Genomic DNA, 11,916 nt, shown 5'->3' with positions numbered 1-11,916 from the left:
TGTATTTTTTTAAGGAACCGAGTGCAAAATCAGAAAATCCGATCTTGAATCTCGTTGCTTGCTGCGATCAGCGAAGCTTTGCAGTGTATCACAAATTTTGAGGCACTGCGCAAGAACTTTTGAAGTTTTGCGAGGCAGTCGTTTGCTGCGATGGATCGAACTATAGCATAGGAAAAACCCTAGCCAACCCGCTTCTGACACAAAAGATTCATCTGCCAGCGTGGTCTTTGCCTGGGCGGCGTCCATAGACAGAGATAGAGACAGCGGCCTTACGGCCGCTGTCTCTATGGAGGCCAACGATAATGCAGGCACGATGGCACTGATTACTTTGTTAGACGCTCAATTGGCGTTCGGGCACGTGGCCCTGCTGGACCACGCAAATTTTTCCCTGGAGACCGGCGAGCGCGTCGGCCTGATCGGCCGTAACGGCGCCGGCAAGTCTTCACTGCTCAAGATTTTGGGTGGCCTGGCAAAGGCCGATGACGGCCAGCTTCAAGTGCAGAACGGAGTCCGCATTACCTATGTGGCGCAGGAACCCGACCTGAACCCTGCGCACACCATCTTCGAGTCGGCATCCGACGGCATTGCGGCCGTGATTGCGATTCGCGAGCGCTACCTGGCCGGCGGCGAGGGTGAGGATCTGGACGAGTTGCAGACGCAGATCGAGGCCTATGACGCCTGGAACTGGGAGCAGCGCGTGGAAGAAACGCTGCAGCGCCTGCATCTGGACCCGAACGCTGTGGTGGGCAGTCTGTCCGGCGGCACCCGCAAGCGCGTGGCGCTGGCCCAGGCTCTGGTGGCCCGCCCCGATGTCCTGCTGCTCGACGAACCGACCAACCACCTGGACCTGGACTCCATCGAGTGGCTGGAGGAGTTGTTGATTGCCTTCAAGGGCAGCGTGATCACGATCACCCACGACCGCAGCTTTCTGGACCGCATCGCCACCCGCATCGTGGAGCTGGATCGGGGCGTTCTGCGCACCTATCCCGGGAATTTCTCCCAGTACGTGCTGCAAAAGGAAGAGCAGCTCAACCAGGAGGCCGTGATCAACGCCAAGGCGGACAAGCTGCTGGCTCAGGAGGAAGTGTGGATTCGCAAGGGCGTGGAAGCCCGTCGCACCCGCAGCCAGAGCCGCATCAGCCGCCTACAGGAATTGCGTGCCAGCCGCGCCCAGCGCCGTGATGTGCTGGGCAGCGTAAATATGGATATCGCATCCGGCAAGGGCGACGGCTATCAGGGCAAGATCGTGGCCGAGCTGACCGATGTCAGCAAGTCCTTTGGCGAAAAGAAGATCGTCGAGAAGTTCAGCGGCACCATTTTGCGTGGCGACAAGGTCGGCTTGCTGGGCCCCAACGGCGCAGGCAAGACAACGCTGCTGAAGATGATCCTGGGCGAGCTGGCTCCGGACAGCGGTCAGGTTCGCCTGGGCGGCAATCTGCAAGTGGCCTACTTTGACCAGATGCGTCATCAGGTGAATCTGGATGCCACGCTGGAGGACTTCATCAGCCCCGGCAGCGAGTGGATCGAGATCGGCAGCCAGAAAAAGCACGTCAAGAGCTATCTGGCGGACTTTCTGTTCTCTCCGGCGCGTGCGCATTCCCCGGTCCGATCGCTGTCAGGCGGCGAGCGCAACCGCCTGCTGCTGGCCCGTTTGTTTGCGCGACCGGCCAATGTTCTGGTGCTGGACGAGCCGACCAACGATCTGGACATCGAGACGCTGGACATGCTGGAAGACCTGCTGCAAAGCTATGACGGCACGGTCTTTCTCGTCAGCCACGACCGCACTTTCCTCGACAACGTAGTCACCAGCACGATTGCCTGGGAAGGCCCCGGCCACTGGCGTGAATACGAAGGTGGCGTGACGGACTGGATGGAGCAATCGCGCCGCAGCAAGGCCATGGCCGAAGCCGCGCAAGCCAAGTCCACCCCCAAGGAGGAGCCCAAGCCCGTCGCAAGCCGCACCGACGCTGCGGCCAGCCCCAAGAAGAAGCTCAGCTACAAGGATCAGCGCGAACTGGAAGCCCTGCCGGCCACGATTGCCGCACTGGAGACCGAGCAAAAGCAGATTCAGCAAGCGCTGGCCGACGGCAGCCTGTTTGCCAGCGACAACGCCAAGGCCGTCGCCATGCACCAGCGCGATGCGGAAATCGACGAGGCGCTGATGGAGGCGCTGGAGCGCTGGACCTTGTTGTCTGAGTAATCAGGCCATCAAATAAGAGAGCGCCTTGCGCTTGTCATGTAATGACTTCAGGCTTATAAAGCCTTTAAATCAAGATCTGACAGGCGCAAAGCGCTCTCTTTTTATTCAATCTCAGATACGGTGATGCACCTGATCCGAGCCGCCGCGCAGCTTGGTCAGCAGGGCGTGAGCGATCTGCGGCAGAGGCAGCACCTCGTCGGCCGCACCATGGGCAATGGCTTCGCGGGGCATGCCGAAGACGATGCAAGTGCTCTCGTCCTGCACCAGGTTGTAGCTGCCGGCATCGCGCATCTCGCGCATGGCGGTGGCGCCATCGGCCCCCATGCCAGTGAGCATGATGCCGTAGGCATTGCGCCCGGCGCTGGCGGCCACGGACTTGAACAGCACTTCCACCGAGGGCTTGTGACGGTTGACGGGCGGCGCATCATCGACCACGGCCACATAGTTGGCACCGCTGCGCGTGATGGAGAAATGCTTGCCGCCAGGGGCGATATAGGCATGGCCGGGCAGCAAACGCTCGCCGTGCGTGGCCTCCTTGACCGTCATCTGGCACAGGCTGTTGAGCCGTGCCGCAAAACTGGTGGTGAAGCCCGGCGGCATGTGCTGGGTGATGACGATGGCCGGGCAGTCGGCCGGCAGATGCGTGAGCACCTCACGAATCGCTTCCGTCCCCCCCGTGGAGGCTCCGATGGCGATGATTTTTTCGGTCGAGATGCGCCCCAGCAGGCTGGGTGCCGCAGGCGCGCGGGGCGCAGCAGGCTTGGCGCCCGCACTCGCTGCCGCAGCCACGCCGTGCGGCACCACCGGCAGGCGGTGCACCTGGGCCACAGCAGCCACGCGGATCTTGTCCACGATCTGGCTGGCCAGCTCCTGCAGGCCGTTGGCCACGCCGACGCGGGGCTTGGCCACAAAGTCGATGGCACCCAGCTCCAGGGCGCGCATGGTGACTTCGGCACCGCGCTCAGTCAGGGTGGAGATCATCACCACCGGCATGGGACGCAGGCGCATGAGCCGCCCGAGGAAATCGATGCCGTCCATGCGGGGCATTTCCACATCCAGCGTGATGACGTCGGGGTTCAGATCGCGGATCATCTCGCGTGCGATCAACGGGTCATTGGCCGAGCCGATGCACTCCATGTCATGCTGGCGATTGATGATCTCGGCCAGAAGACTGCGCACCAGCGCAGAGTCGTCCACCACGATCACCCGGATTTTTGGCTTTAACAACGCTCAACCTTCCTCAAAACAGATCCACCGAGCCGCCCGCCGTATTGCGTGCCACCGCAGCCGCGTTGCCGCGAGTGATTTCCTGCTGCACCAATGCCTCGGGATGGGCGTGTGCCAGGCGCTTGACCATGGCCTTGCCCGTGGATGGAAAAAACACCACCTTGCGCGGATAGATATCCAGCACGTCCTCGGAGACGATGGGAATGCGCTCGGTTTGCAGATACTCTGTCACAAAACTGGTGTTGCGCTCGCCCACATTCATGGTCGTGAAATTGGCCATGACCTGGGCGCCGCCAAAAATCTTGGCCTGCATGGATTCGCGCCGTGCGCCCAGCTTGAGCATCTCGTTGATCAGCAGCTCCATGGCGTACGAACCATAGCGCCCCGAGACGTCGCTGCTGTCGCCGTCGGGCAGCATGAAGTGGTTCATGCCGCCAATGCGCATGAAACGATCCCACAGGCAGGCCGCGATGCAGGAACCCAGCACGGTGACGATGGCCATCTCGTCGCGCGAGACAAAGTACTCGCCCGGCAACACCTTGGCCGAATTGAGCTGGAAGTGCGGGTCGTAGTAGAAGAACGAGGCCTCGCCCGGCTGGCGCGGCTGGCGCTTGAGCTGCTCCAGCGATGAGACCGGCGCCGGCATGGCCGGATCAGGATAGCCCTGGGGCACGAAGCTGTTGCCGCGCAGGGGTCTGGCAGCGCCAGCACCTGGCAGATCCAGCGGAGAGCTCAGATTCCTCATGACTTGCAGCCCTGCCCTTCAGCTTCATTGGCGCTCATAGACGGTCTTGCCCTTGAGCGCGAACAGATCGCGCGAATCGCTGAAGTTCTCGGCATGACCGACAAACAGCAGCCCGCCCGGACGCATCACCTGATGAATGCGCTCCAGCACGCGACGCTGGGTCGGTGCGTCGAAATAAATCATCACGTTGCGGCAGAAGACGATGTCGAAGCTCTCCCGGAACGGCCAATCTCCGGCGATCAGGTTGACGTTGAGAAAGTCCACCATGCGGCGCAGCTCCGGCTTGACGCGCACCATGCCGGAGTTGGCCGAGCGCCCGCGCAGGAAAAAGCGGTGCAGCCGCTCGGTGCTCACGCCCTTGAGGTTCTCTGCCCGGTAGATGCCGCGCGAGGCGGTATCCAGCACGCGCGAGTCGATATCGCTGGCCATGAGCTGAAAGCTGGCCGAGGCACCGAGACTCTCCACCGCCGTCATCAGGATGGAATAAGGCTCCTCCCCCGTGGAGGCCGCGCTGCACCATACCTTCCAGCCATTGCCGCCAGGTTTGTGGCTGCGCAGATGCTGGGCCAGGATGTCGAAGTGATGCTGCTCGCGGAAGAACGAGGTCAGATTCGTGGTGAGAGCATTGACGAACTCCTGCCATTCAGGCCCGTCGTTGATACTCTCCAGCCAGTCCAGATAGCTGACAAAGCTCTCATGCCCGGTCTCGCGCAGGCGGCGCGACAGACGGCTGTAGACCATGGCGTGCTTACCGTCATGCAGGCTGATGCCGGCACGCTTGTAGATCAGGGCCTGCACACGGGCAAAGTCGCGGTTGGACCAGACGAACTCGCGCCCCTGCGCCAGCGGGCCGGACATGCCGCCCGGCAGCGCCTCATCGTCCTGCTCAAGCCTGGCAGGAGAGGCTGCGAATGAAGCGCTACGTCCCAGGTTCAGCACACGGACCTCTGGCGCACTCAGGCTTCGGAGGCCACCAGGCCCATGTCGACATTGCCCATGAGCTTCTCGATGTCCAGCAGGATCAACATGCGCTCGCCCACAGAACCCAGGCCCAGAATGCAGCCGCTGTCGATGGCGCTTTCGATATCGGGTGCGGGACGCACGGCATCGGCGGGCAGCTCCATCACATCGCTGACCGAGTCCACCACAATGCCGACCACGCGATTGCGCAGGTTCAGGATGATGACCACGGTAAAGGCGTTGTACTCCACCTCGGAGCAGTTGAAGCGCAGGCGCATGTCCACGATGGGCACGATGGTGCCGCGCAGATTGACCACTCCCTTGATGAACTCGGGTGCGTTGGCAATGCGCGTGGGCTGCTCGTAGCCACGGATTTCCTGCACCTTGAGGATGTCGATGCCGTATTCCTCCTCGCCCAGGCGGAAGGTCAGATATTCGCGGGCACCGGTGGCCACGCCTTCGGCAGTCTTGTTGATGATGTTCATGTCAGCTCTCTCTGCGTTGTTCGGCTCGGCGACGGCTCAGGCCTGCGGCCTCAATGGCGGGTACGGCGCACCAGAGCGCCCGTATCCAGAATCAGCGCAACGGATCCGTCGCCCAGAATGGTGGCGCCCGAGACATTGGGCACCTTGCGGTAATTGCTTTCCAGGTTCTTGACCACCACCTGGTGCTGGCCCAGCAGCTCGTCGACCAGCAGCGCCACGCGGCTGCCTTCGGCCTCGACCACCACCATGATGTTGCTGGTCTGGCTTTCATCGGCGCGCGGCACCTGGAAGGTTCGCTCCAGCGCGATCACCGGCATGTATTCGTCGCGCACCTTGACCAGCTGCGTGCCATTGGCCACGGTGTTGACATCGTCGGCCTTGACCTGGAAGGACTCGACCACCGAGGACAGCGGCAGGATATAGACCTCTTCGCCCACCCCGACGGACATGCCGTCCATGATGGCCAGCGTCAGCGGCAGGCGCACGGCCACCTTCATGCCCACGCCGGCAACGGACTCGATCTCCACCGTGCCGCCCAGCGAGGTGATGTTTCGCTTGACCACGTCCATGCCCACGCCGCGGCCCGAGACATCGGTAACCACATCGGCCGTGGAGAAGCCCGGCGCAAAGATCAGCTGCCAGACATCGCTGTCGGGCATGCTGTCGGAGACATCCATGCCGCGCTCGCGCGCCTTGTTCAGAATCCTCTCGCGATTCATGCCCTTGCCGTCGTCGCGCACCTCGATGACGATGGAGCCGCCCTGATGGGATGCCGCCAGCGTCAGCGTGCCATGCTCGGACTTGCCCGCAGCGATGCGGTCCTCGGGCATCTCGATGCCGTGGTCCACGCTGTTGCGCACCAGATGGGTCAGCGGATCGGTGATCTTTTCGACCAGGCCCTTATCCAGCTCGGTGGCTTCGCCGAGCGTAACCAGATCGATCTTCTTGCCCAGCTTGCCCGCCAGGTCGCGCAGCATGCGCGGGAAGCGGCTGAAAACCGTGGACATGGGAATCATGCGGATCGACATCACGGACTCTTGCAGGTCACGCGTGTTGCGATCCAGATCGGCCAGGCCGGCCAGCAGCTGCTGATAGGTCGTCGGGTCCAGCCCCTGGCTGTTCTGCGCCAGCATGGCCTGGGTGATGACCAGCTCGCCCACCAGATTGATGAGCTGGTCCACCTTCTTCACATCCACGCGGATGCTGGTGGACTCCATATGCGCAGCGGCAGCCTTGGGTGCGGCCTTCTGCACCGTGCCCCCAGCGCCGCCAATCACGGCATGCTCCTGATTTTGCTGAGCCTCGGGGCTGCCTGGAGCACCCGCAAAAAAACCGTAGGCTTCTTCGGCCGGCAGATTGTGGGGCGGCATGGCGGCTTCTTCATCCACCACGGCTTCCAGCTGCTCGACCACGGGCTCGGTTGCGTTCTGCGGTTGGGCGGCATCGCTGATCTGCACCTGCTCCTTGGAGACATGGAAGACAAACAGATCGCGCAGCTCGTCATCGGTGGACACCGTTCTGACCTTGAACAGGCGGTGATCGGCCTTGGTGCCGACCTGATCCTGAATCGTGCCCAGACCCGGAATATCCCGGAACAGCTCCTTGATGGCGTCGCCCAGCTCCAGCCGGGACAGCGGGCCGATCTCGATCGTCAGCTCGCGTGCACCCTCGGGAGGCTCGGTACCGATCACAGGGACTGGCTCTGCCACCTGGGCTACCGCAGGGGCCGGAGCTTGAGCGGGCGTATCCGCCACCACCGCGGCAACAACGGCAACTGGCTGCACAGGCTCGGCAGCCGCGGCACTGCGGTTGACCTGGGGGATTTCGGTCAGGCCCTGGGCCAGAGCCTCGATGCGCACCACCAGTTCCGCAGTGGAAACCGGTTCGCCCTCATCACCAGACTGGTGACGTGCCAGCAGGCTACGGCTGGCGTCCGCCGACTCCAGCAGCACATCGACCATCTCGGGGATGGGCGTGATTTCGTGGCGACGCAGGCGGTCCAGCAGGGATTCCATGCGGTGCGTGAGCTCGGTCACATCCGAGAAGCCGAAGGTCGCCGCACCGCCCTTGATGGAGTGAGCGCAGCGGAAAATACCGTTGAGCTCTTCATCGTTGGCGGCCGAAAGGTCCAGGCTGAGCAGCATCTGCTCCATCTGGTCGAGGTTCTCGCTGGCTTCCTCGAAAAAGATTTGATAGAACTGGCTAAGGTCGAAGTCTGCGCCCGAACCTGCGCCATCCTGGTGTGTATCCGCCATGGTGTTTCCTGCTGTGATTCGTTGTTATCGGCTTAACGCAGCACTTTTTGAATAACTTCGATCAATCGATTGGGATCGAAGGGCTTGACCAGCCAGCCCGTGGCACCTGCGGCCCGGCCCGCCTGCTTCATCAGATCGCTGGATTCCGTGGTCAGTATCAAGATGGGCGTGCCCTTGAACTTCGGGTTTTCACGGAGCTTGCGCGTGAGACCGATGCCGTCCAGGCGCGGCATGTTCTGGTCGGCCAGCACCAGATCGATGTTTTGCGCCTGTGCTTTTTCCAGCGCATCCACACCGTCGACGGCTTCCACCACCTTAAAACCAGCACTGCTCAACGTGAAAGACACCATCTTTCGCATCGAGGGGGAATCATCAACAGCCAGAATCGATCGCATGTACAGCTCCAACAGACGGGCAACGGAAAACAGGGTAGAAGTTCAAAACAGCTCCACAGAGCCTGCATCCATCTCGCTTTGCGTGACGGGATTGGGCTTTTCGGGCAGGTTTGGCAGACTGATGGCGGACTCCGCCTCATCCTCATCCCTGCCCATGGCGGCAGCCCCGAGCCTGAAAGCGCAGGCTTGCAAGGTATGTGCCATATGGGCAATCAGCTGAGATGACATATCGTGAAACTGGAGCTCGGTCACGGCCAGCCGCAACGACTCACGTGCTGTAGCCAGCGCAGCCGAATCGGGCAAGGCCGGCTGCGACAATTGCCCGTTGACTTGCTCGAAGCGCTCCAGCAGATTGTGCGTGGCATGGTCCAGCAGCCCTTCAAGACGCTGCAGATCACGCAGTGTGACCAGCAAGGCATCCTGCAGCTCCGCAGCCACCATCACCGGCACGGCAACTGCAGGCACACCCGAAGGGTTTTGCATCGTCTGCATTGTTACTCCAACTGCGTAAAACCATCATGACAGCCATGCCGCCATGCTCCACGAAATGAACCGCCCGGCAGCCCGCACCGTGACCGCACGGCCACACTTGACGACTACCCTCGATGTTCCAAAATGTATCCAATGATAGCGTCCTTGACGATATGCAATTCCGGAATCAGACCTTGAAAATCCTTCATATTGAAGACTCTGTCGCAGATCAGGCTCTGGCACGCCTGAGCCTCAAGCGCGGGCAGCTGCCCTGCACGCTCACGACCGTGGACAGTCTGCAGGAGGTACAGGGCGCCCTTGAGGCACAGGATTTCGACCTGATTCTGGCGGACTATCATCTGCCCGGCTTCACGGCTCTCGACGTCTGGGACCTGGTGCGAACCCGTGCCGATGCCCCTCCTTTTGTGCTGTTGTCGGGCGCCATCGGCGAATCCGCCGCCGTGGACATCATGCGGCTGGGCATCAGCGACTATCTGCTCAAGGACCAGATCAACGGCCTGCCCCATGTCATCAAGCGCGCCATGGAGGTCCATGAGGCGAGGCGAGCCCGCCGTCGCGCCGCACTGCAGCTGGCAGAGTCCGAAAAGCGCCTGGCCGAGCTGACCGAACATCTGCACACCAGCATCGAGCAGGAGCGCGCCAATATCTCGCGCGAGATTCACGATGACATAGGCGGCTCGCTCACTGCCGTCAAGTTTGATCTGGCCTGGCTGATCCGCAACAGCCCCGAGGGCAAGCAGCGCGAGCATGCCAGATCGGCACTGGAGATGCTGGAACACGCCCTGGGCGCCAGCCAGCGCATCATGCAGAACCTGCGCCCGCCCGTGCTGGATCAGGGACTGGTGGCCGCCGTGCAATGGCTGGCCCAGGACTTCGAGCGCCGCACAGGCATACCAGCCCGGTTGCACACCAGCCGTGAGCATATGGAAATAGCACCCGAGCAGCAGGTGGTGGTCTACCGAACGGCACAGGAATCCTTGACCAATATCAGCAAATACGCACAAGCCAGCCAGGTGACGCTGGATTTGTCCGACCACGAGGGTTTTTTGACACTGGAAGTAACAGATAACGGGGTAGGTCTGAGCCAGGATGATCGCAAAAAGCCTCAGTCTTTCGGACTTCGAGGTCTAAGTGAGCGCGCGCGAACAATTCAAGGTTGGCTGGATGTGAGTAGCCACCCCGGCCGAGGAACCTCTATCATTCTCACCATTCCTCTGGCAGAGATCCAGGCATGAGCCACCCAACCACGCGCTTGTCCGGTCTGCCATCTGACTTCCTGGGAGAGCGACCTTGATTCACGTGGTGCTGTGCGACGACCATGCCATTTTGCGCCGGGGCATACGCGACACCCTGGCAGAGGCGACGGACATCAGCGTCACCGCAGAAGCCGGCAGCTATGCCGAACTGCGTGAGCAACTGCGCGATGCAGCTTGCGATGTGCTGCTGCTGGACATCAATATGCCGGGCCGCAGCGGCCTGGAAGTGCTGGCCAGCGTGCGCGAGACGCATCCGCAGATCCGCGTCATCATGGTCTCCATGTATCCCGAAGACCAGTACGCCTTGCGCAGCATCAAGGCCGGCGCGGCCGGCTATGCCAACAAGGCGGGGGATCCGGTGCTGCTGATCGACGCCGTGCGCACCGTCCACAGCGGACGCAAATACCTGACTGCCGAAGTGGCCCAGATGCTGGCCGACAGCCTGGCCCAGCCTGCCGCTCCCGTGCCGCATGAAACCTTGTCCGAGCGCGAGATGCAGACGCTGCTGAAGATTGCCAGCGGTCAGCGCCAGACCGATATTGCGCAGGAGTTGATGCTCAGCCCCAAGACGGTGAGCGTGTACCGGGCACGGGTGCTGGAGAAGCTGGGCATGGGCAGCAACGCGGAGCTGACCGCCTATGCCATCAAGAACGGACTGATAGATACGCCCTGAGCCGCGCGGCGGACCATGCGCTGGATGGCCATCACTGGCTTGCGCGCCCGCATCGAGTCAGTTTTTTCGCTTGAGGCAAAAGCGGGTCTTATCCCTGTTCCACAAAGCGCACCATGCTATCAAAAAGATAGTTTTCGCACTAAACCCCGAAGACTGCCATCCCCTTTTGGAGCAAGGCCACCAGGGGCTGCTCCAGCAAAGGCAGGGTCGCCGTCAGGCCCAGCAGCCCCACAGTCAAGGTGACAGGAAAGCCCACGGCATAGATATTCATCTGCGGCGCGACACGGGAGATGATGCCCAGCACCAGGTTGACGAAGAGCAGCATGGCAATCATGGGCAGGGCAATCCAGAAAGCGCTGGCAAAAACGGCACTGCCCATCTCGTGGATCCGCATCTGGGAGATGGCCTGCAGAAAGTTGCCATCGACGGGGAATGCCTCAAAGCTCTTGAGAACCGCCATCAACACCAGCAAATGACCATTGATGACGATGAACAGCAAGGTGGCGATCTGCACCATGAAGCGCGCCACGGCACTGAGCTGGGCATTGCTGGTCGGATCGAAGAAAGACGCGAAGTTCAGGCCCATCTGCAGACCCACCACTTCACCGGCGACTTCAATGGCCGCCATCACCAGGCGCACGGCAAAACCCACGGACAGACCTATCACTACCTGCTGCACCAGAGTGCCCAGTGCCTGGGCCGAGGCAATGCTGACCACCGTCTGCTCGCCCAGCACCGGCTGCGCGCAAAGCGCAACCAGAAAAGCCAGCCCCACCTTGAGTCGCATGGGAATGGCTTTCTGAGAAAACACGGGCGCCGTGGTGAACAGCGCCAGCACGCGCACAAACGGCCAGATCAGTGGCGAGAGCCAGGCGGCAATCTGCGCTTCGCTAAAGGAAATCATCCCACCGAACCTGGAATGCTCTCTATGGTGCGACGAATGAAATCCACCAGCGTGGACAGCATCCACGGCCCTGCCACGGCAAACACCAGCACGGCGGCGATGAGCTTGGGCACAAAAGCCAGCGTGGCCTCATGCACCTGGGTCACGGCCTGAAAGACGCTCACCAGCAGACCCACGCCCATGACCACGCCCAGCACCGGCATGGAGATCATGAGCAGCAGGGTCAGCGCCTCGCGGCCAAAGGTCAGAACAAACTGAGAGGTCATGACGTTCTCTTAAAAATTCAATGAATCCAATACGCTTGCAACCGCCGCGGCTCAATGT

At 61.5% G+C, this 11,916-nt stretch carries 12 protein-coding genes; 3 read left to right on the top strand and 9 right to left on the bottom strand.

The features are described 5' to 3' along the window. Window positions 1–313 precede the first annotated feature (313 nt). Window positions 314–2,200 carry an ATP-binding cassette domain-containing protein gene (locus JAO85_RS18465; RefSeq protein ID WP_202788695.1) on the top strand — a complete coding sequence of 629 codons (1,887 nt, stop codon included), beginning with the start codon at window positions 314–316 and terminating at the stop codon, window positions 2,198–2,200. A gap of 111 nt (window positions 2,201–2,311) precedes the next feature. Here JAO85_RS18465 and JAO85_RS18460 read toward each other — a convergent pair whose 3' ends face one another. The 7 genes from JAO85_RS18460 to JAO85_RS18430 are packed head-to-tail and all read right to left on the bottom strand — an operon-like array spanning window position 2,312 to window position 8,759. Next, a complete protein-coding gene (locus JAO85_RS18460; RefSeq protein ID WP_196491440.1) occupies window positions 2,312–3,427 on the bottom strand; it encodes a chemotaxis response regulator protein-glutamate methylesterase in 1,116 nt (371 codons plus the stop codon). Window positions 3,428–3,440: 13 nt separating this feature from the next. Next, on the bottom strand, window positions 3,441–4,172 hold the full coding sequence (gene cheD, locus JAO85_RS18455; RefSeq protein ID WP_012836880.1) for a chemoreceptor glutamine deamidase CheD: 732 nt from the start codon (window positions 4,170–4,172) through the stop codon (window positions 3,441–3,443). Window positions 4,173–4,196: 24 nt separating this feature from the next. Beyond that, a complete protein-coding gene (locus JAO85_RS18450) occupies window positions 4,197–5,111 on the bottom strand; it encodes a CheR family methyltransferase (protein ID WP_003065440.1) in 915 nt (304 codons plus the stop codon). A 17-nt stretch (window positions 5,112–5,128) separates the two neighbouring features. Beyond that, on the bottom strand, window positions 5,129–5,617 hold the full coding sequence (locus JAO85_RS18445; protein WP_003077929.1) for a chemotaxis protein CheW: 489 nt from the start codon (window positions 5,615–5,617) through the stop codon (window positions 5,129–5,131). A gap of 50 nt (window positions 5,618–5,667) precedes the next feature. Further along, on the bottom strand, window positions 5,668–7,872 hold the full coding sequence (locus JAO85_RS18440; RefSeq protein ID WP_039050695.1) for a chemotaxis protein CheW: 2,205 nt from the start codon (window positions 7,870–7,872) through the stop codon (window positions 5,668–5,670). Window positions 7,873–7,904: 32 nt separating this feature from the next. Beyond that, window positions 7,905–8,267 (bottom strand): response regulator, encoded by a 363-nt coding sequence (locus JAO85_RS18435; RefSeq protein WP_003059121.1) that lies wholly within the window; start codon window positions 8,265–8,267, stop codon window positions 7,905–7,907. A 42-nt stretch (window positions 8,268–8,309) separates the two neighbouring features. Next, a complete protein-coding gene (locus JAO85_RS18430) occupies window positions 8,310–8,759 on the bottom strand; it encodes a hypothetical protein (protein ID WP_003065446.1) in 450 nt (149 codons plus the stop codon). Between the two features lie 113 nt (window positions 8,760–8,872). Here JAO85_RS18430 and JAO85_RS18425 point away from each other — a divergent pair, with 113 nt between their 5' ends. Continuing rightward, window positions 8,873–9,994, top strand: a complete 1,122-nt coding sequence (locus tag JAO85_RS18425; protein WP_039050696.1) for an ATP-binding protein — start codon at window positions 8,873–8,875, stop codon at window positions 9,992–9,994. 55 nt (window positions 9,995–10,049) lie between these two features. Continuing rightward, complete coding sequence (locus JAO85_RS18420; RefSeq protein WP_003065450.1) at window positions 10,050–10,688, top strand: response regulator transcription factor; 639 nt, start codon at window positions 10,050–10,052, stop codon at window positions 10,686–10,688. A gap of 139 nt (window positions 10,689–10,827) precedes the next feature. Here JAO85_RS18420 and fliR read toward each other — a convergent pair whose 3' ends face one another. Beyond that, window positions 10,828–11,592 (bottom strand): flagellar biosynthetic protein FliR, encoded by a 765-nt coding sequence (fliR, locus tag JAO85_RS18415; protein ID WP_012836874.1) that lies wholly within the window; start codon window positions 11,590–11,592, stop codon window positions 10,828–10,830. Next, window positions 11,589–11,858, bottom strand: a complete 270-nt coding sequence (gene fliQ, locus JAO85_RS18410) for a flagellar biosynthesis protein FliQ (RefSeq protein ID WP_003059126.1) — start codon at window positions 11,856–11,858, stop codon at window positions 11,589–11,591. Before fliQ ends, fliR begins: the two co-directional genes overlap by 4 nt. Window positions 11,859–11,916 lie beyond the last annotated feature (58 nt).

Origin of the sequence: Comamonas sp. NyZ500 (assembly GCF_016772095.1) — a bacterium.
In the GTDB taxonomy this organism is placed as follows: Bacteria; Pseudomonadota; Gammaproteobacteria; order Burkholderiales; family Burkholderiaceae_C; genus Comamonas; species Comamonas thiooxydans.
This window is presented reverse-complemented; position numbering and strand designations above follow the sequence as displayed.